The following is a 20,243-nucleotide window of genomic DNA, read 5'->3' as shown; positions in this document are numbered from 1 at the left end:
TTGCTTTATTGCACCTCAAAAAAATGTTCACGTAATTGTTGTAATTGATCCCGCACAGCCGCTGCTTTTTCAAATTCAAGATCCTGTGCATATTTATACATTTGTTGTTCTAATTTCTTAATCTGTTGCTGATATTCTTTCGCCGTTTGTGGTACAACATAAAGTGCGGTCGGTTCTGCCACTTTTTTCGCGTTTCTATTCGCTTTAGCTTTTTGATTCGCCCCTTGACCGATGTCTAATAATTCTCCCACTTTTTTATTCAATGCTTGTGGCACAATACCGCGTGCTTCATTATATTTCATTTGTTTTTCACGACGGCGATTGGTTTCGGTGATGGCTTTTTGCATAGAATTGGTGATGCGATCCGCATATAGAATTGCTTTCCCTTTTAAGTTACGTGCTGCGCGTCCAATTGTCTGAATTAAGGAACGTTCTGAACGTAAGAAGCCTTCTTTATCGGCATCTAAAATCGCCACCAAAGACACTTCCGGAATATCCAATCCTTCACGCAATAAGTTGATCCCAACTAACACATCAAATTCCCCTAAACGCAGATCACGGATAATTTCTACCCGCTCAACCGTATCAATATCTGAATGTAAATAACGGACGCGAATACCGTGTTCATCTAAATAATCCGTCAGATCTTCCGCCATTTTTTTGGTTAAGGTAGTGACTAAAACTCGTTCATTTTGATCCGATCTTTGGCGAGCTTCAGACAATAAATCATCTACTTGAATCGCGACAGGACGAATTTCAATTTCTGGATCCAATAAGCCCGTTGGACGCACTACTTGATCAATAATTTCCCCAGCGGATTTTTCTAATTCATAAGGACCCGGTGTGGCGGAGACATAAATCGTTTGCGGGGCTAAACGTTCAAATTCCTCAAAACGTAAAGGGCGATTATCCAATGCTGAAGGCAAACGAAAACCATATTCCACCAGTGTTTCTTTACGAGAACGATCACCACGATACATACCACCAATTTGCGGCACCGTCACATGAGATTCATCAATAATAAGTAGTGCATCTGAAGGCATATAATCAAATAAGGTTGGCGGTGGCTCGCCTTCGTTACGCCCTGATAAATAGCGTGAATAGTTTTCGATACCTGAGCAATATCCCAATTCATTCATCATTTCAATATCGAATTGGGTGCGTTGTGTAATGCGCTGTTCTTCGAGTAATTTGTTATTTTCCAATAAGAATTGGCGACGCTCCGCCAGTTCTTGTTTGATTTTTTCAATGGCATCTAAAATCCGCTCTCTTGGTGTGACATAGTGCGTTTTCGGATAAATAGTATAACGAGGGACAGGACCAAAACTTGAGCCAGTTAGCGGATCAAATAAACTTAATCGCTCGATTTCATCGTCAAATAATTCGATCCGTATCGCTTTATCATCAGATTCTGCGGGGAAAATATCAATGATTTCACCGCGCACACGAAAGGTACCACGCTCAAACGCCTGATCATTGCGTGTGTACTGCAATTCAGCCAATTGCGCTAAGATTTGACGTTGATTAATAATCGCACCTGTTTGTAAATGGAGCATCATTTTTAAATAAGAATCTGGATCGCCTAAACCATAAATGGCGGATACCGAGGCAACCACAATAGTATCTCGACGCTCTAAAAACGATTTAGTGGCAGATAAGCGCATTTGTTCGATTTGATCATTAATCGACGCATCTTTCTCAATAAAAGTATCGCTACTTGGCACATAAGCTTCTGGCTGATAGTAATCATAGTAAGATACGAAATATTCAACTGCATTTTCTGGAAAAAATGCTTTCATTTCAGCATAAAGCTGTGCTGCGAGGGTTTTATTCGGGGCAAGTACCATAGCGGGACGATTTAATTTTGCAATCACATTAGCAATCGTAAAGGTCTTACCCGACCCTGTTACCCCTAACAAGGTTTGATGAGCAAGCCCATTTTCAAGCCCCTCAATCAGCTGCGTAATTGCTTGCGGTTGATCACCAGAAGGAGAAAAATCCGAATGCAAAATAAATGATTTAGTATGCATTTTATACGCCATAGTCTTATACTCAATTCTATTCAAAGTGCGGTCAATTTTATCACAATTTTGTAACAGTTTTGGATTTAAAAAATGTAAGTTTTACACAGAGTTATATTTGTCAAGATTCAAACTTCTCAAATTTAAAAAAAATTTCCTATTTTTTTATGGATTTTTATTAACTAATTGAAAAATAAAGAAATGTCATTTTACAACCAATTGTATAACGAAGTCCGATCATACCAGTTATTCTCTAGCTTTAGCGATTTTTTTTAATAAACATTCACAGACTTATCCACAGGCGCTGTGGATATAAAAATAAGTTGTAAAAAAGAAAATTTTTTTGCTTTTTTAAGGTTGACAAGACAGATCAAGCACATTATCATACGCGACCTAAATTCCTTGTGATACAGAATTTTTCCTCCTTAGTTCAGTCGGTAGAACGGCGGACTGTTAATCCGTATGTCGCTGGTTCAAGTCCAGCAGGAGGAGCCAACTTTTTCTTTTGGTGAGCTTTTATTTGTCTCCTTTTATAAAAGTTTCATTTTTTAACCAAAAGATTTTAAGCCCATATCCTCCTTATGGGCTTTTATTTTTTCTTTTGCGCTCTTCTCTTTCCTGATTTTTGCATATATTATACGCGACCATATTCTTTCCTTCTTATTTGTTTATAGGATTTCAGATGTTATTAGAAGCCTCACTCGCGATTCTCGTTGGGTTGATTATTTTGGTATGGAGTGCCGATCGTTTCGTGGATGGTGCTGCGGCATTAGCACGTTATCTTGGTATGTCGCCACTGTTAATTGGTATTTTGATTATCGGTTTTGGTACTTCAATGCCAGAAATGGTGGTTTCAGCCTTATCCGCTTTAAATGGCAGTCCGGGGATTGCTTTAGGCAATGCTTATGGTTCCAATATTACTAATATTGCCCTGATTCTTGGTTTAACCGCGTTGATCAAGCCTTTAACAGTACATGGCAGTGTGATCAAAAAAGAATTGCCTATTTTATTGATAGTTACTGTTCTCTCCGCTTATTTCCTATTCGATATGCGCATAGCTCGCTTAGAAGCCATCGTGCTATTAGCTCTTTTTATTGGTTATGTAGTTTGGACAATTTGGTCAAGTAAAAAACAGCGTGCATCTGTTCAAGCAAATTATGAAGAAGATAAGCATGAAACCTGTCTTTCTTTTAAAGCTGCCTTATTTTGGCTCATTGTGGGCTTAGCTTTACTGATGGTCAGTTCGCAGTTACTTATTTGGGGAGCAGTAAAAATTGCTCATTATCTGGGTGTCAGTGATTTAGTGATTGGATTAACCGTAGTGGCTATTGGAACATCTCTGCCCGAAGTTGCCGCCTCAATTGCCGCCGCACGCAAAGGCGAAGTGGATTTAGCGGTCGGCAATATTATTGGCTCAAACTTATACAACACCCTGGCGGTTGTGGGACTGGCTGGTGTAATCATGCCAATTCAAGCCGAACATGAGGTACTCTCGCGTGACATGCTAGTTATGCTCTCATTAACGCTCGCCCTCTTTATTTTAGGCTTTATTGCTTACAAAAAACGAAGCCAAATTGGGCGCTTAACAGGATTCTTATTTCTCAGCAGCTACATCGGCTATACGTTATTCTTAATTCAAACTGCGCTCTAACTATCCAAAGAGCGCAGCCCCCCCACGCACAGCTATCGTCGTACCATATAATAAACTCGTTGCAAAAAAGATCAGTAGTATCCCCGCAACGAGTTTCAATAATCTTCCCCAACGTTGTTGTACTGTTGGTGAAAATTGATACCACTTGCCGACCTTCATCGCTGTATTTCGTGCATAAAGGACTATGAGCGCAAACCCCGATAACGTCATTCCTGTCCCCACTGCCATCGCAAAAGTTGCGATAATTCCCCAAAAATACAGATCAAGCATATAGGCTAAAAACAAAATAAAAATTGCCCCAGAGCAAGGGCGCATGCCAATGCTGAAAATCACTAAAAGCTGAGATTTCCAGTCTCGTGCTTGTGTTAACTGTGATGGATTGGGCGCATGCTGATGACCACAACCACAAGCAATTGAATGAGTATGTATTTGTTCAACGCGAGGTTGTCCTATTTTGCTGGGTGAATGATCAAACTGAAGGGTATAAATTTTTAGTGGTGAGTTTTGCCGTGTTTTCACATAATCGAGATATAATTTTCGCCCATTTTGATAACACCATGTAATACCTAAACATAACAATAACAAAAAAGCGATACGTTCTAACCAGAGCTGACTTAACTTAAAATACACAGAAGACAGGTTCAGTATGACTACAACGAATGACGTCAAACACACCGCAACGCTCCCCTGAACAAGCGAGGACAAAAACGTGAGTTTCATGCTCGTTTTGAGCTGCGTTTGGTGAGTAGATAAATAGGTCGCAATAATAAACTTGCCATGCCCCGGACCGATAGCATGAAACACGCCATATAAAAAACTTATCGCGATTAACCACATGCCCGCATGGGTTTTATCCGTTTGAATTTGATGTAAATAATCAGACATTAACTGATTAATATCACGTTGCCAAAGGGCAATCTTAAAAAATAAATAGGGAAATAAAAAATACGCGCCAATACCAAGTAGTAGCAAAAGAACAACATATTTGACAGGAAACACTATTCGCATATTAACATCACTTTTTGTGCAAAAATAACCCCTAAGGAATCGTCTTCATTACGTTGTGTTTGATCCAACGAACTGGCATATTCACGAATTTTAGCATCGACTTGTGGCTCAATCACACGCCCTTGACAATGTGCTGGAAGCGCTGAAAAATCAAGCGCACTTTGATTTTCTTGATTATAATACATTGCCACATAATAGGTCGGATCGTAGGTCAGCAAAGTCAATTCATCCTTTGCTAAGGTTCTCGGTTGCGATAACAAGAAATCAAAATAATATTGCACCTGATTCTGATTTGATTTCATGCCATAGTTCTGCGGTTTTGAGCGGTATTTTATTTTCTTTCCAGCTTTATCGTAGAGATAACTAAAATAATGTTCATGTACAATGTTGCCCATCACTTCTTCCACTAACGCCTGTAACGCTTGTTTGTCCCCTCGTGTTTGACGCATATCATAAAGCACCGTCGCAGAGCTCGCTTCATCTAGCGTCCATTCCATCGAAAACCCAATAAGTTGTTGCTCTTGTACCAGTATTTTGGTTTTCATATCAATAAACGCATGCGGATGCGTTGACGCTGCGACCGAAAAGAGCAAGCATACTATCCCCAAAACAGAGCGAGAAAACGTTTTCATTTTAATAACCTTAATCTTAAAAATACTTTTGTCCATTTTATAGCAGGCAAGGTCACGTAGATGTGCTTAAATCATAATCAAAGTGAAATAATAGCTCAATTTTCTGACTAAACCGCTTCCAAATAGAGTGAAAAATGTGCATTTTTGTTTTTTTTTGTGATTTACTTCAAAAATAATGTAAAAATTGTTTCTCTTCAATGTAAATTTATGTAAAATAAGCAGCGTCAAGTGATTGCTTGATATTCATAAAGTTCCTAAATAAAATAATCATAAATAGCTAAACTACTTTCCTACCCTCCACTTCGGAGGGTTTTTTTTGTTTTTTTCAATAGGTTATGCCATTTCCGCTTCTTTTTTTTTTGCTTTGGTGGCTGTTTAGTGGCGACGACCGTGCGAGAATATTTAGCCAATCACGACTTGTTAGCTGACCGTCGTCCTAAGAGCCGCCACTTTACGTCAAACTCACTCGGCGTATTTTTTTACTTGTTAGTTAGCTAATCTACCAAATTTCAAGTAAAATAACCGCACTTTTTTATTTATCGCATAACGAGAGAAATTATGTCATCACAATTTGTTTATACGATGCATCGCGTGGGCAAAATCGTACCACCAAAGCGTCATATTCTAAAAGATATTTCCTTGAGCTTTTTCCCGGGTGCAAAAATCGGCGTACTAGGTCTGAATGGTGCGGGTAAATCCACTTTATTACGCATTATGGCAGGCATCGATAAAGAAATCGAAGGGGAAGCGCGTCCACAACCGGGGATCAAAATCGGTTATTTACCACAAGAACCTAAACTCGATCCACAACAAACCGTGCGAGAAGCCATTGAAGAAGCTGTTGGCGAGGTGAAAAATGCGCTCACGCGTTTAGATGAAGTATATGCCCTTTATGCCGATCCTGATGCGGATTTCGACAAACTAGCTGCAGAACAAGCTGAATTAGAAGCGATTATCCAAGCACATGACGGTCATAATCTCGATAACCAACTCGAACGTGCGGCAGATGCCTTACGCTTACCAGAATGGGATGCCAAAATTGAGCATTTATCAGGGGGTGAACGTCGCCGTGTGGCACTGTGCCGTTTATTACTCGAAAAACCGGATATGTTGTTATTAGACGAGCCAACCAACCACTTAGATGCAGAATCAGTGGCGTGGTTAGAACGTTTCTTACATGACTATGAAGGCACCGTAGTGGCAATTACTCACGACCGTTACTTCTTAGATAACGTGGCAGGCTGGATCTTAGAACTTGACCGTGGTGAAGGGATTCCTTGGGAAGGTAACTACTCTTCTTGGTTAGAACAAAAAGAAAAACGTTTAGCCCAAGAACAAGCGGCAGAGTCTGCTCGTCAAAAATCCATTGAAAAAGAATTAGAATGGGTACGCCAAAATCCAAAAGGTCGCCAAGCGAAAAGTAAAGCGCGTATGGCACGTTTTGAAGAATTAAACAATGGTGAATATCAAAAACGTAACGAAACGAACGAACTCTTTATTCCACCGGGTCCACGTTTAGGGGATAAAGTGATCGAGGTACAAAACCTCACTAAAACTTACGGCGATCGCACCTTAATTGACAATCTTTCCTTTAGCATTCCAAAGGGGGCAATCGTGGGGATTATCGGTCCAAACGGTGCGGGTAAATCCACTTTATTCCGTATGCTATCCGGTCAAGAACAACCAGACTCAGGCACGATTACCTTAGGGGAAACCGTGGTATTGGCTTCGGTAGATCAGTTCCGTGATGCGATGGACGATAAAAAAACCGTGTGGGAAGAAGTCTCTAACGGACAAGATATTTTACGTATTGGTAATTTTGAAATTCCAAGCCGTGCTTATGTGGGACGCTTTAACTTTAAAGGTGTCGATCAACAAAAACGTGTGGGCGAATTGTCTGGGGGTGAACGCGGTCGTTTACACCTTGCTAAACTGTTACAAGCCGGCGGTAACGTGTTGTTATTAGACGAACCAACTAACGATCTTGACGTAGAAACATTACGTGCGTTAGAAAATGCGATCTTAGAATTCCCGGGCTGCGCGATGGTCATCTCGCACGACCGTTGGTTCTTAGACCGTATCGCCACACATATTTTAGATTACGGTGATGAAGGGAAAGTCACCTTCTACGAAGGTAACTTCTCTGACTATGAGGAATGGAAGAAGAAAACCTTTGGCGCAGAAGCCACCCAACCACACCGTATGAAATACAAACGTATTGCGAAATAACAAAAAAACAAACCGCACATTGAAGTGCGGTTTATTTTTTTATAAAGAACGAAGGTTTGCTCCTTCTTTTTTCAAGCGCCATAGTTGATAGATATTTACACACAACAAAAAACTGTTGAGTAGCGCTACCGGGTAAGACACAATAATCAGCCCATAAATAGCAAATAAAAATGCGCCAATACTATTGACTATTCTCAAATGAATAATGGATTTAAATAGAAATGAAATGGCGACAAAAAATGTAGCAAGATAGCCCAATAATTCAACTGCATTAACTTCCATATAACCTCTTTAAACATCGTCTATTTAACAGGAAAATGCATCATAAAATATTTTTTAATGAACTAAAAGAGGTCAAAAAACAGGCAAACGTTTGCAAGAAATACCAGCAATTTATTTTTTTTAACTAATCAAATTCTCTCATCACATGACTGACGTAAGGTACCTATTTTGCTTTTTTATTGCACAGTAAAGCAACAATCTTATCTCGCAAAATAACATAACAGATTCATCTTTTGGCGACTTGGCAAGAGTAAACAGGAAATCATTCCAGCATTAATAAATCTGGTAATGTAGAGAAGCTTTGCGATTTTACGGTTTCATAAAAATCATCGACAAACGCTACATTGGCATCAATTTCACGAATTGCCGCATATAAATTACTGTATAAGCCTTGTTTGGTAATTTTACGCGCCACCAAATAGCCACGATCTAAATAGGGTTTGGCTGCCCAAAATGGCAACGCTGCAATCCCACGTTTGCTTGCCACCAGCTGAATAATCGCAATGGTTAATTCACTGGTACGGCGCAGAGGATTAATCCCATTCGGGTGTAATACTTTGCGTAATAAATCCAACATATCATCAGGGACAGGGTAAGTAATCAAGGTTTGATCAATAAAATCTTCAGGTTCCCAAATCTCTTTCGTTGCTAAAGGGTGATCTTTGGCGCACAATCCCACCATTTCATAAGAAAACAAGGGCTTATGGATAATACCTGCGGTTTCTTCAATCTCAGATACCACCGCCCAATCGGCACGGTGCGTTAATAATAAGCCCACTGGATCAGTATGAAAGCCCGAGACAATATCTAATTCCACTAAAGGCCAATTTTGACGTAAGGAATCCATCGCTGGCATCAGCCAGTCGAAGCAAGTATGACATTCCACCGCAATGCGTAGCTCCCCTGCCTCCCCTTGTTTCACCCGAGCCAGATCGCGCTCCGCTTCTACTACTTTCGGCAAAATTTCATTAGCAAGCTGAATCAACCTTTCCCCCGCAGGAGTAAAATGTAACGGTTGTGTTTTGCGTTCAAATAAAGGAAGCCCATATTGTTCTTCCAGTAATTTCAACTGGTGTGACAGCGCAGACTGAGTTAAATACACACGTTTTGCCGCTAAAGACACGCTGCCAGTTTCTTTTAACGCCAGTAACGTTTTTAAATGACGGAGTTCTAAAAAAATAGGTTTCATTAAAAAGATTCATCGAAATAAGGGAAAGAATTGAACGTTATCATATACCAAAATCGCTATTGGATCACTAAAAGCAAATAAAAGTGCGCTCAGTTTTATCAAAATTTCTAACGACAACAAGGCGTTAGCCCAATGTGCTCTTCTCTCTTGACCTGTCTTTATGTGTATTAAAAATTTTCATGTTTATTGTGAAAATTATGATATTGCATAATGGTCTAAAATCCTTCATTCTATATCCATACAGACGTTTAGCCGTCTATTCAGAGAATAACAACATCAATTTGAGTGAGGTATAACTATGACAACATTTCATGTAGCAGGCTTTCCGCGTGTGGGTGCAAAACGTGAACTAAAATTTGCCCAAGAGCGTTATTGGCGTGGCGAAATTGCCGAACAGGATCTGTTAGAGATTGCACAAAAATTACGTGAAATTAACTGGAAACACCAAGCAGCAGCCAATGCGGACTTCGTGGCAGTCGCCGATTTCACATTCTACGATCATATTTTGGATCTGCAAGTAGCAACAGGCGCTATTCCAGCCCGTTTCGGTTTTGATAGCCAAAACTTAAGTTTAAGCGAATATTTCCAACTTGCACGCGGTAACCAAACCCAATTTGCCATTGAAATGACCAAATGGTTTGATACAAACTACCACTATTTAGTACCAGAATTCACTAAAAATACCGAATTTAAAGCTAACCCAGCACATTACGTACAACAAATCCGTGAAGCGAAAGCGTTAGGTTTACATTTCAAACCAACTCTTGTGGGACCATTAACGTTCCTTTGGTTAGGTAAAGAAAAAGGCGAGGCCTTTAATCGCTTTGAATTACTGGCAAAACTCGTACCTGTGTATGTAGAAATCCTCAATGCCTTAGTGGCAGAAGGCGCAGAGTGGATCCAAATTGATGAACCGGCTTTAGCAGTGGATCTACCAACAGAATGGATTGAAGCTTACAAGGCTGTTTATACGACACTGAAAGAAAAAGTAAAAGCAAAACTCTTACTAGCGACTTATTTCGGTTCTGTTGCAGAACACGCGCCACTGCTTAAAGATTTACCAGTCGATGGTTTACACATTGATTTAGTGCGTGCACCTGCACAGCTTGCTGCCTTTGAAGATTACAACAAAGTGCTTTCTGTTGGTGTCATTGACGGTCGTAACATTTGGCGTGCCAACTTAAACCAAGTACTCGATGTAGTTGAACCATTGAAAGCAAAATTCGGTGAAAATCTATGGATTGCGCCAAGTTGTTCACTGCTTCACACCCCGTATGATTTAGAAGTGGAAACGCAATTAAAAGCGAATAAACCGGAGCTATACAGCTGGTTAGCTTTTACCTTACAAAAAGTGCAAGAATTGCGTGTCATTAAGACCGCACTTGAGCAAGGTCGTGGCGCAGTACAAGCTGAACTTGATGCAAGCCAAGCAGCTGCTGACGCCCGTGCAAACAGCAAAGAAATTCATCGTCCAGAAGTGGCAGAACGTTTAGCAAACTTGCCGACGGATGCGGACAAACGTAAATCGCCTTTTGCAGAACGTATTGCAAAACAAAATGCGTGGTTAAATTTACCGTTATTACCAACCACGAATATCGGTTCCTTCCCACAAACCGTTGAAATTCGCCAAGCCCGTGCGAAATTCAAGAAAGGCGAACTTAGCGTGGCAGATTATGAAGCGGCAATGAAGAAAGAAATCGAATTTGTGGTACGTCGCCAAGAAGAACTGGATTTAGATGTGTTAGTGCACGGTGAAGCAGAGCGTAACGACATGGTGGAATACTTCGGTGAGTTACTCGACGGTTTCGCTTTCACAAAATTCGGTTGGGTACAAAGCTACGGTTCACGTTGCGTGAAGCCACCAGTGATTTACGGTGATGTCGTACGCCCAGAACCAATGACAGTACGTTGGTCACAATATGCACAAAGCCTCACCAACAAAGTGATGAAAGGCATGCTGACAGGACCGGTTACGATTCTACAATGGTCATTTGTACGTAACGACATTCCACGTTCAACGGTATGTAAACAAATCGGTGTGGCACTGTCCGATGAAGTGTTAGATTTAGAAAAAGCCGGCATCAAAGTGATTCAAATTGACGAACCGGCGATCCGTGAAGGTTTACCACTGAAACGTGCAGACTGGGATGCGTACTTACAATGGGCAGGCGAAGCCTTCCGTTTAAGCTACATGGGTGTACAAGATGATACGCAAATTCACACACACATGTGTTACTCTGAGTTTAACGACATCTTACCTGCGATTGCGGGCTTAGATGCGGATGTGATTACCATTGAAACCTCACGTTCAGATATGGAATTATTAACCGCCTTCGGTGATTTCAAATATCCAAACGATATTGGTCCGGGCGTGTATGATATTCACAGTCCACGTGTGCCAAAAGCAGAAGAAATTGAACGCTTATTACGTAAAGCATTAAATGTAGTACCAAAAGAGCGTTTATGGGTGAACCCAGACTGTGGTTTAAAAACCCGTGGCTGGCCGGAAACTATCGCTCAATTAGAAGTGATGATGGAAGTCACCAAAAAACTCCGTGCAGAATTAAACTAATTCTCACACTCATTTCTCTTATAACAATAGCAAACCACAACACAACGGCACTTGATTTCAAGTGCCGTTTTTTATGCAAAGTAAATTTCATTGACCTTGACAACATTTCTGCCCAAAATACAGGCTATTTTCGAAGAATGAAAAGGCAAACGCATTATGGATTCAGTTACGCAATTTGTACTTGGTGCCGCCGTGCAAGGGGTTGGCATGGGAAAATATCAAGGAAGAAAAGCCTTGCTTTATGGTGGACTACTCGGCACCTTGCCCGATCTGGATGTTTTTATCCGCTATGCCGATCCCATTTCCTCCATGACTTACCACCGCGGGTTTAGTCATTCTCTTTTTGTCCTCACAGCATTGGCGTTTTTTATCACATGGCTGACCTTTAAACGTCATACGAACTTACCTTTTTCATTTCGAAGGTTATTTATTACTCTGACGCTAGCATTAATTACCCATCCTCTGATTGATGCGATGACAGTTTACGGCACCCAACTCTTTTGGCCTATTCCTTCTCCACCCGTGGTGTGGTCCACGGTTTTTGTGATCGATCCGATTTATACGTTACCGCTGATTTTTACATGCCTTTGGGCATATTGGCGAAAGCTAGATCCTCGTGCAATACGTTATCTTTTTACTGCTTTATTGTTTGGTTGCGTCTATTTTGCAGTCGGCTTTATGAGTCGCGCTTATCATGAACATCGGTTCGAAAGTGTTTTAACACAGCAAGGGATTGAGGTTGATGGCGTGTTAGCGACCCCAACGCCTTTTAATATTATTTTGTGGCGTGTGATTGCGAAGGATAAGCAAGGCAACTTATACGATGCGGTCAGTGGTTGGCTAGATAAAAATGCACCTGAATTTATCAGAATTCCATTAAACCAAACACTGAAACAGAATGTCATTGCCACCTCACCACAACTACAACGTTTTGAATGGTTTACTTCCGATTGGGTACATTATGAACAAATTGGCAATCAATTAGTGGCTAGCGATACCCGAATGGGCTTAGCTGGACAGTTTAATTTCCGTTTTATTGTGGCAGAAAAACATCAAGGCGAATGGCAAGCCGTACTGCCGAAGGCTTATCCAACGATCAAAAGTCATCTAAATAAGAAAGTTCTGCTCACCTTCTGGCAACGGATTTGGTCAGATGATGCCCCTTTACCATTAGCAGAATGGGCAACACGCTAACATTCAACCCGAGGCAACAAACAAGGGCAAAGCCATCGCTTTGCCCTTAACTGAGAGGCATCCTTGCTCATCGTGTCTTCCGTGCCTGTAACGAATAAATGCATGAGGGTTAACAAAACAAGTGAGTATGATAGTCTTCTTGCACTTACTTTCGTCCAAAACAGGATGTCATGTAAAAAGAATGGGGAAATCAAATTGCGTTTAGCAAATCAATTAAAAGGATGAAATGCGTTGACTATTGGCATGAGCTAATGTTGTGTCAGGTTAATCCATTAAATACAAATCAACCTAAAACATACATTCTTTTATTTTTTCATGCGTTAAACGCAAACATCCTTATCCATGTTTTTACATAAAAAATAAATGTGATATGTCGTTTAAATGCCCTTTGCGAGCGCCAATACTTTTCTGATGAAGTGATTTCTTTTTTATCCAATTTTGAATAAAGAAAGATTCATCATGTTTTATTACAAAAACCTAATAACGTTCTGGCCATATCTCCTGAACAGGTACTCCGATAAAATCAGCGATAATTTTTTCGCCTTTCGGATACTTCCTATCTAATGCATTATTCAATGTTCTGGGGTGTAGTCCCGCTTGAACAGAAAGTTGTGCGAGTGAGCTACCTTTTTCCTTAATGGCAGCAATAATATATGCGCGGTGCATATTCTTTTTACTCTTTTTCATAATATGATATCCTTACTACTTAGATTAATACATTTTTCATTAGGTATGTGAGTAACTAAAAAGAACTATACAATTATTTTTAAAGGAACTCAATAGTTCTTTTTAAGAAAATTTACTTTCTATTTATAATTAAATATAAATCAATAAGTTAAACACTCACAAAAGTAAAACACATCGAGTTCCTTAGAAGGTTTTTTATGCAGAACTATCAAGAGTGGTTTTCAATAAAAGAACTCATGGAAAAAAACTTATATTTACCAGGATCAGATAAAGGTATTGTCAAAAAAGCCGCCCGAGAAGGTTGGCAAAAACGCCAAAGACAAGGCGTGAAAGGCAAAACGTTTGAATATCACTATACGTCATTCCCTATTGCGGTCCAGCAACAACTTGGATTATATCAAGCAGAACAGCCTCATTCTCAAGTGAATGAACCTCGTCGTCACTATACGACAGAAGTCAGTTCTATTGAAAATACACAAGCAGAAGATCACATTCCGATCCCCTTTTATGCCTGTTTTAGTGCCTTCACGTCTTCTGCAAAAGCAAACCAACACATCACGTTAATGAAAGATAGGTTAACAGGAAGAGGCATAACAGCAGATAAACTCGTTTTTGTCAGCGCTACCGGTGACAGCATGCTACCAACCATTCATCATGGTGATTTACTTCTGATTAATCGTGAAGTGAACAGTGCAAAAGAGGAAGGCATCTATGTGATACGTTCAGGTAAACAAATCTGGATTAAGCGTATTCAAGGGCTTCCCAATGGCATTCGCTTAATGAGTGACAATAAGACACTTTATCCGCCAATTGATCTCTCCTTTGAGCAATATCATACCCTTGAGATTATCGGCAAAGTGATTTTTATTGGTCATCACTTAATTTAGTAAGGTTGTAGAGACCATACGACATAGTACACTCACACACAAAAAAAGTGCGGTCATTTTGACCGCACTTCTTGTTCTTTCGCTTAACGCCATTGTTTATATTGGTTAATTAAGCCATTAGTTGAACTGTCATGAGTTGTAATCGTTTCGCGGTTTGCTAGCTCTGGCAAAATACGATTCGCAAGTTGTTTGCCCAACTCAACGCCCCATTGGTCAAAGCTATAAATATTAAACATTACCCCTTGTACAAAAATCTTGTGTTCGTACATCGCAATGAGGGCACCTAAAGTAAATGGCGTAATTTTTTGGACCAAAATCGAGTTGGTTGGTTTATTTCCCGTAAACACTTTAAATGGCACAACCTCTTTCACCTCATCTAAAGATTTACCTGCTTTCACGAATTCTGCTTCTACCTCTTCTTTCGTTTTACCAAAAGCCAACGCTTCGGTTTGCGCAAAGAAGTTTGAAAGTAATTTTTCATGATGATCCGCTAATGGATTATGGGTTTGTGCTGGCGCGATGAAATCACAAGGAATCAAGGTAGTGCCTTGGTGAATTAATTGATAGAACGCATGTTGACCATTGGTACCAGGTTCGCCCCAAATAATTGGTCCCGTTTGGTAGTTATCGATCACTTCGCCATTACGATCAACATATTTCCCATTGGATTCCATATTGCCTTGTTGGAAATACGCTGCAAAACGGTGTAAATATTGATCGTAAGGTAAAATCGCTTCGGTTTGTGCGCCTAAGAAATTGGTATTCCACAAACCAATTAACGCTAATGTGGTCGGAATATTTTGCTCAATTGGGGCGGTACGGAAATGTTTATCCATTTCGTGTGCACCCGCTAAAAGCGCTTCAAAATGCTCAAAACCGATTGAAAGGGCAATAGATAAACCAATCGCTGACCATAATGAATAACGACCCCCTACCCAATCCCAAAATTCAAACATATTATTAGTATCAATACCAAATTCAGCAACGGCTTTACTGTTTGTGGACAGTGCTGCAAAGTGTTTTGCCACATGACTTTCGTCTTTTGCCGTGGTTAAGAACCAATTACGCGCAGAATGCGCATTGGTCATAGTTTCTTGTGTGGTAAAGGTTTTTGACGCAACCAAAAATAGCGTGGTTTCTGGATTAACTTTCTTTAAGGTCTCCGCAATATGTGTACCATCTACGTTAGACACGAAATGTAGATTCAAATGATTTTTATAAGGACGTAAGGCTTCTGTTACCATATAAGGTCCTAAATCAGACCCACCAATTCCGATGTTCACCACATCTGTAATCGCTTTACCAGTATAACCTTTCCATTCACCAGAAATCACACGATGGCAAAAATCTTTCATTTTGGCTAAAACCGCATTCACTTCTGGCATCACATCTTTCCCATCAACCAACACGGGCGAATTAGAACGATTACGAAGTGCGGTATGTAATACGGCGCGATCTTCCGTTTTATTGATTTTTGCCCCACTAAACATCGCGTCCACTGCTTCAGACAATGCACATTCTTGCGCTAACTGGCGCAATAATCCTAAGGTTTCTTTTGTCACATTGTTTTTGGAGAAGTCCACTAACACTTCATTGTTAAAAGACAAGGAATAATCCGTAAAACGATCTTTTTCTTGCGCAAAAAGTTGTTGAATTGTCACCGCACTTTGCGTTTTATGATGTTGTTGTAAGGCTTTCCACGCGTTTGTTGTTGTAGGATTGATGTTTTTCATTATTGTTTTCCTTTTTTATAATATCGAATGTGGAAAATAATATACTAAATTGACGTGTAGGTTAAGGGGCAAACTTTGAGGCAGAACAACTTTCGCTTTTATAAATTCATTAATTGCATAATATACAAAATGAATGTAATCATTTTGTTAATAAATCATCGTTTGAGATTCATTTATATTCGCGCATTCTGAATTAAATTTCCCCCTTGTAAGTCAATCCATGTTTATACGACCTAGCCAAAATGTAGCACTTTATCTGGCACAGAGGTACTCCATTCATCTTTATTGACAATAGATTTTTTTAAATGAAAAAAGGGAAACATATTAAGAAGGTGTCGCCCGGTGGGACTCGAACCTCCCCACATATCAATCCCTGCGCAATGCATTCGTTAGCAGTTGTCGAGATTTACTGCGACGGACGACGTTGGTGAACACTATACTCATCATTAAAATAGAAAACAATATAGATGAGATGACATAAATGCTTAGAAAGTAATGAAAGGCTAAATGCGCTCATTGCGCGCAAAAAGTGCGGTCAATTTCTGACAGATTTTTTACGCCGTTATGCCAACAACAAAACCCCAAATAGCTGTAAGTGGATAATGAAACACAAAATATAAAAATATCGCAACAAGATGTGTCATGAGACCCCAGAAGAAAACTTGACCAATTGTTGCACTATCAAAAATCGCAAAGAACAAACCGATTACATAAGGTAACAAGACGAAAAACCAATCAAGCCGTGTTGGCTGAACGTTTTTCATCGTGAATTTCTTACTCATTAGCAGATTTATCGCTGAGAACGTCATACTTATAGCGAGAATAAAAGTAAACCATAACAATACGTTGAACAATGCTAAAACACTTAAAAATGAATTATAACGCACGCTGTGTAGGGGAATAACCTACATCGGTGTATTCTTGTTCACTTAAACTCAAAATACGTCAAATAAACTCAAAGAGATATATACATATTTAAGAATCTGTCTATAGTGAGGTTTATAAAAATAAAAACATAAACTCATTTATTGAAATGAAGGGAAAAAAAGAGATGACTCAAATTCAAATAGCTAAAAATCCACCCCAACATGAAAAAGAAAATGAACTCAACACCTTTCAAAATAAAATTGATAGTCTAAAAACAACTTTAAACAAAGACATTATTTCTCAACAAACTCTATTGGCAAAACAGGACAGTAAACATCCGCTATCCGCATCCCTTGAAAACGAAAATAAACTTTTATTAAAACAACTCCAATTGGTTCTGCAAGAATTTAAAAAAATATATACCTATAATCAAGCATTAGAAGCAAAGCTAGAAAAAGATAAGCAAACAACATCAATAACAGATTTATATAATGAAGTCGCTAAAAGTGATTTAGGGTTAGTCAAAGAAACCAACAGCGCAAATCCATTAGTCAGTATTATCATGACATCTCACAATACAGCGCAATTTATCGAAGCTTCTATTAATTCATTATTGTTACAAACATATAAAAACATAGAAATTATTATTGTAGATGATGATAGCTCGGATAATACATTTGAAATTGCCTCGAGAATAGCGAATACAACAAGCAAAGTCAGAGTATTTAGATTAAATTCAAACCTAGGAACTTACTTTGCGAAAAATACAGGCATATTAAAATCTAAAGGTGACATTATTTTCTTTCAAGATAGTGATGATGTATGTCATCATGAAAGAATAGAAAGATGTGTAAATATATTATTAGCTAATAAAGAAACTATTGCTGTTCGTTGTGCATACTCAAGACTAGCACCAGAAACACAGCATATCATTAAAGTCAATAATATGGATTATAGATTAGGTTTTATAACCTTGGGTATGCACAAAAAAGTATTTCAAGAAATTGGTTTCTTCAATTGTACGACTAAAGGCTCAGATGATGAGTTTTTTCATAGAATTGCGAAATATTATGGAAAAGAAAAAATAAAAAATTTACTCTTGCCGTTATACTACAACACAATGAGAGAAAACTCTTTATTTACTGATATGGTTGAATGGATAGACAATCATAACATAATACAGAAAATGTCTGATACCAGACAACATTATGCAACCCTGTTTCAAGCGATGCATAACGAAACTGCCTCACATGATTTCAAAAATCTTTTTCAATTCCCTCGTATTTACGACGCCTTACCAGTACCACAAGAAATGAGTAAGTTGTCCAATCCTAAGATTCCTGTTTATATCAATATTTGTTCTATTCCCTCAAGAATAGCGCAATTACAACGTATTATCGGCATACTAAAAAATCAATGTGATCATTTTCATATTTATCTTGATGGCTATGTAGAAATCCCTGACTTCATAAAAAATTTAGGTAATAAAGCAACCGTTGTTCATTGCAAAGATAAAGATAACTCCATTAGAGATAATGGCAAATTCATTTTACTGGAAGAGTTGATTGAAAAAAATCAAGATGGATATTATATAACCTGTGATGATGACATTATCTATCCAAGCGATTACATCAATACGATGATCAAGAAGCTGAATGAATACGATGATAAAGCGGTTATTGGTTTACACGGCATTCTCTTTCCAAGTAGAATGACCAAATATTTTTCGGCGGATAGACTGGTATATAGCTTCTATAAACCTCTGGAAAAAGACAAAGCGGTCAATGTATTAGGTACAGGAACTGTTAGCTTTAGAGTCAGTCTCTTTAATCAATTTTCTCTTTCTGACTTTACCCATTCAGGCATGGCTGATATCTATTTCTCTCTCTTGTGTAAGAAAAATAATATTCTTCAGATTTGTATTTCAAGACCAGCAAACTGGCTAACGGAAGATAATAGAGACAGCGAAACACTCTATCATCAATATCGAGACAATGATGAGCAACAAACTCAGCTGATCATGGAAAACGGTCCATGGGGATATTCAAGTATTTATCCATTAGTCAAAAATCATCCTAAATTTACTGACCTTATCCCCTGTTTACCTTTTTATTTTTTATAATGATTCGTCAGATTAGCTCTGATTTTATAAATAATACTAAAAAGACAAAAAGTGCGGTAAATTCTACCGCACTTTTTCATCGCTAATTAGTTAATCAATATATTCCGTTAAAACACGTGGCGTTAATTTTGTAATCAATTCATAACTAATCACGCCACTAATATCCGCGATTTCTTCAATGGGCAATTCTTTGCCCCAAAGAATGACTTCATCGCCAACCTTGTCTTGTGCTTCTGCACCGAGATCGACTGTCAACATATCCATCGAGACACGTCCCACAATGGGCACACGACGACCATTGAGGTAAACCGGTGTGCCTGTTGGTATGTCACGCGGATAACCATCGCCATAACCAATGGCAACCACACCAATTTTCGTGTCTTTATCGCTGACCCAAATCCCGCCATATCCTACTGGCTCCCCTTTTTTATGCTGTTTAATTGCAATAAGAGAGGAGGTTAAGGTCATCACAGGGGTTAAATCATATTCTTGTGCCGGTACATTAATCGGTGAAATCCCATACATAATAATGCCCGGACGAATCCAGTCTAAATGGGAATTTTCCCAAAATAAGATCCCACCTGAGGCAGCAATACTTTTTTCGCCCGCTTTATTTTGCGTAGCATTTAAAAAACGTGTCAATTGTAACTTGGTATAGTCACATTCCAATTCATCCGCGCGACTAAAATGGCTGACAAAACCAATTTGTGGATCAACATTCTCTGAATCGCGGAGCGCTTGGTAAAAATACTCAACGTCTTCTAGTGCTACCCCTAAACGGTGCATACCAGTATCAATTTTTAGCCAGACTTTAATCGGATTAGGAACTTTAGCTGCTTTTAACGCTGCCAATTGTTCGACGTTATGCACAACAGTTTGAATATTATTTATCGCAATCACCGGTAAATCTTTATCGCAAAAAAAACCTTCTAAGAGCAAAATAGGTTTCGTAATCCCATTTGAGCGTAAACTTAAGGCTTCTTCTAAACGGGCGACGCCAAAACAATCGACCAACTCTTCTACGGCAGCGGACACAAACACAACACCATGACCATAGGCATTGGCTTTCACAACAGCAATAATTTTACTTTGCGGGGCTTTTTGTTTAATCGTTTGAATGTTGTGTTTTAATGCCACAGAACTGATTTTTGCTGTGGCAGGTTTCATAT

15 protein-coding genes and 1 tRNA gene are annotated in these 20,243 nt (G+C 39.1%); 7 read left to right on the top strand and 9 right to left on the bottom strand.

Annotated features, from left to right (window positions below; all coding sequences use genetic code 11):
• Positions 1-5: 5 nt before the first annotated feature.
• Positions 6-2,042: an excinuclease ABC subunit UvrB gene (gene uvrB / locus CKV69_RS01950; protein WP_014325908.1), complete on the bottom strand. Its 2,037-nt coding sequence runs from the start codon at positions 2,040-2,042 to the stop codon at positions 6-8.
• A 398-nt stretch (positions 2,043-2,440) separates the two neighbouring features.
• On the opposite strand from uvrB, the gene CKV69_RS01945 reads away from it, so the two are divergent.
• A tRNA-Asn gene (locus CKV69_RS01945) sits at positions 2,441-2,516 on the top strand.
• A 187-nt stretch (positions 2,517-2,703) separates the two neighbouring features.
• Positions 2,704-3,672 (top strand): calcium/sodium antiporter, encoded by a 969-nt coding sequence (locus CKV69_RS01940; protein ID WP_010906639.1) that lies wholly within the window; start codon positions 2,704-2,706, stop codon positions 3,670-3,672.
• On the opposite strand, the gene zevB is transcribed toward CKV69_RS01940, so the two are convergent.
• Together zevB and zevA are read right to left on the bottom strand one after the other, a co-directional pair.
• Positions 3,673-4,680: a zinc transporter permease subunit ZevB gene (gene zevB / locus CKV69_RS01935; RefSeq protein ID WP_014325907.1), complete on the bottom strand. Its 1,008-nt coding sequence runs from the start codon at positions 4,678-4,680 to the stop codon at positions 3,673-3,675. It lies immediately after the preceding gene.
• On the bottom strand, positions 4,671-5,312 hold the full coding sequence (gene zevA, locus CKV69_RS01930; RefSeq protein WP_014325906.1) for a zinc transporter binding subunit ZevA: 642 nt from the start codon (positions 5,310-5,312) through the stop codon (positions 4,671-4,673). Before zevA ends, zevB begins: the two co-directional genes overlap by 10 nt.
• Before the next feature lie 558 nt (positions 5,313-5,870).
• Between zevA and ettA the strand changes: the two genes are divergently transcribed.
• Positions 5,871-7,541: an energy-dependent translational throttle protein EttA gene (gene ettA, locus CKV69_RS01925; RefSeq protein WP_005726143.1), complete on the top strand. Its 1,671-nt coding sequence runs from the start codon at positions 5,871-5,873 to the stop codon at positions 7,539-7,541.
• Between the two features lie 39 nt (positions 7,542-7,580).
• Here the strand turns inward: ettA and CKV69_RS01920 are convergent, their stop codons facing one another.
• Together CKV69_RS01920 and CKV69_RS01915 are read right to left on the bottom strand one after the other, a co-directional pair.
• The gene (locus CKV69_RS01920) at positions 7,581-7,823 is read right to left on the bottom strand and encodes a YgjV family protein (protein WP_014325905.1); all 243 of its coding nucleotides are present in this window, start codon (positions 7,821-7,823) and stop codon (positions 7,581-7,583) included.
• 262 nt (positions 7,824-8,085) lie between these two features.
• Positions 8,086-9,012 carry a LysR family transcriptional regulator gene (locus CKV69_RS01915; protein ID WP_005753794.1) on the bottom strand — a complete coding sequence of 309 codons (927 nt, stop codon included), beginning with the start codon at positions 9,010-9,012 and terminating at the stop codon, positions 8,086-8,088.
• A gap of 298 nt (positions 9,013-9,310) precedes the next feature.
• On the opposite strand from CKV69_RS01915, the gene metE reads away from it, so the two are divergent.
• Positions 9,311-11,584 (top strand): 5-methyltetrahydropteroyltriglutamate--homocysteine S-methyltransferase, encoded by a 2,274-nt coding sequence (metE, locus tag CKV69_RS01910; RefSeq protein ID WP_014325904.1) that lies wholly within the window; start codon positions 9,311-9,313, stop codon positions 11,582-11,584.
• A 156-nt stretch (positions 11,585-11,740) separates the two neighbouring features.
• Positions 11,741-12,778 carry a metal-dependent hydrolase gene (locus CKV69_RS01905; RefSeq protein ID WP_014325903.1) on the top strand — a complete coding sequence of 346 codons (1,038 nt, stop codon included), beginning with the start codon at positions 11,741-11,743 and terminating at the stop codon, positions 12,776-12,778.
• Between the two features lie 477 nt (positions 12,779-13,255).
• On the opposite strand, the gene CKV69_RS01900 is transcribed toward CKV69_RS01905, so the two are convergent.
• A complete protein-coding gene (locus CKV69_RS01900; RefSeq protein ID WP_005721729.1) occupies positions 13,256-13,465 on the bottom strand; it encodes a helix-turn-helix domain-containing protein in 210 nt (69 codons plus the stop codon).
• Between the two features lie 197 nt (positions 13,466-13,662).
• Here CKV69_RS01900 and CKV69_RS01895 point away from each other — a divergent pair, with 197 nt between their 5' ends.
• The gene (locus tag CKV69_RS01895; RefSeq protein WP_016504313.1) at positions 13,663-14,352 is read left to right on the top strand and encodes a helix-turn-helix domain-containing protein; all 690 of its coding nucleotides are present in this window, start codon (positions 13,663-13,665) and stop codon (positions 14,350-14,352) included.
• A gap of 83 nt (positions 14,353-14,435) precedes the next feature.
• On the opposite strand, the gene pgi is transcribed toward CKV69_RS01895, so the two are convergent.
• Positions 14,436-16,085 carry a glucose-6-phosphate isomerase gene (gene pgi, locus CKV69_RS01890; protein ID WP_014325901.1) on the bottom strand — a complete coding sequence of 550 codons (1,650 nt, stop codon included), beginning with the start codon at positions 16,083-16,085 and terminating at the stop codon, positions 14,436-14,438.
• 554 nt (positions 16,086-16,639) lie between these two features.
• On the bottom strand, positions 16,640-16,849 hold the full coding sequence (locus tag CKV69_RS01885) for a hypothetical protein (protein ID WP_016504314.1): 210 nt from the start codon (positions 16,847-16,849) through the stop codon (positions 16,640-16,642).
• A gap of 287 nt (positions 16,850-17,136) precedes the next feature.
• Between CKV69_RS01885 and CKV69_RS01880 the strand changes: the two genes are divergently transcribed.
• Positions 17,137-19,074, top strand: a complete 1,938-nt coding sequence (locus CKV69_RS01880) for a glycosyltransferase family 2 protein (RefSeq protein WP_016504315.1) — start codon at positions 17,137-17,139, stop codon at positions 19,072-19,074.
• A gap of 90 nt (positions 19,075-19,164) precedes the next feature.
• Here the strand turns inward: CKV69_RS01880 and alr are convergent, their stop codons facing one another.
• Positions 19,165-20,241, bottom strand: a complete 1,077-nt coding sequence (gene alr, locus CKV69_RS01875; RefSeq protein ID WP_016504316.1) for an alanine racemase — start codon at positions 20,239-20,241, stop codon at positions 19,165-19,167.
• Positions 20,242-20,243: the final 2 nt, after the last annotated feature.

This window comes from Pasteurella multocida, from assembly GCF_900187275.1.
Classification (GTDB): domain Bacteria; phylum Pseudomonadota; class Gammaproteobacteria; order Enterobacterales; family Pasteurellaceae; genus Pasteurella; species Pasteurella multocida.
This window is presented reverse-complemented; position numbering and strand designations above follow the sequence as displayed.

Coding starts and splice junctions, on each gene's coding strand:
- CKV69_RS01900 (WP_005721729.1), bottom strand. CDS start 13,465: ATGAAAAAGAGTAAAAAGAATATGCACCGCGCATATATTATTGCTGCC.
- CKV69_RS01940 (WP_010906639.1), top strand. CDS start 2,704: ATGTTATTAGAAGCCTCACTCGCGATTCTCGTTGGGTTGATTATTTTG.
- metE (WP_014325904.1), top strand. CDS start 9,311: ATGACAACATTTCATGTAGCAGGCTTTCCGCGTGTGGGTGCAAAACGT.
- ettA (WP_005726143.1), top strand. CDS start 5,871: ATGTCATCACAATTTGTTTATACGATGCATCGCGTGGGCAAAATCGTA.
- CKV69_RS01885 (WP_016504314.1), bottom strand. CDS start 16,849: ATGAAAAACGTTCAGCCAACACGGCTTGATTGGTTTTTCGTCTTGTTA.
- zevB (WP_014325907.1), bottom strand. CDS start 4,680: ATGCGAATAGTGTTTCCTGTCAAATATGTTGTTCTTTTGCTACTACTT.
- uvrB (WP_014325908.1), bottom strand. CDS start 2,042: ATGGCGTATAAAATGCATACTAAATCATTTATTTTGCATTCGGATTTT.
- alr (WP_016504316.1), bottom strand. CDS start 20,241: ATGAAACCTGCCACAGCAAAAATCAGTTCTGTGGCATTAAAACACAAC.
- CKV69_RS01895 (WP_016504313.1), top strand. CDS start 13,663: ATGCAGAACTATCAAGAGTGGTTTTCAATAAAAGAACTCATGGAAAAA.
- CKV69_RS01880 (WP_016504315.1), top strand. CDS start 17,137: ATGACTCAAATTCAAATAGCTAAAAATCCACCCCAACATGAAAAAGAA.
- pgi (WP_014325901.1), bottom strand. CDS start 16,085: ATGAAAAACATCAATCCTACAACAACAAACGCGTGGAAAGCCTTACAA.
- CKV69_RS01915 (WP_005753794.1), bottom strand. CDS start 9,012: ATGAAACCTATTTTTTTAGAACTCCGTCATTTAAAAACGTTACTGGCG.
- zevA (WP_014325906.1), bottom strand. CDS start 5,312: ATGAAAACGTTTTCTCGCTCTGTTTTGGGGATAGTATGCTTGCTCTTT.
- CKV69_RS01920 (WP_014325905.1), bottom strand. CDS start 7,823: ATGGAAGTTAATGCAGTTGAATTATTGGGCTATCTTGCTACATTTTTT.
- CKV69_RS01905 (WP_014325903.1), top strand. CDS start 11,741: ATGGATTCAGTTACGCAATTTGTACTTGGTGCCGCCGTGCAAGGGGTT.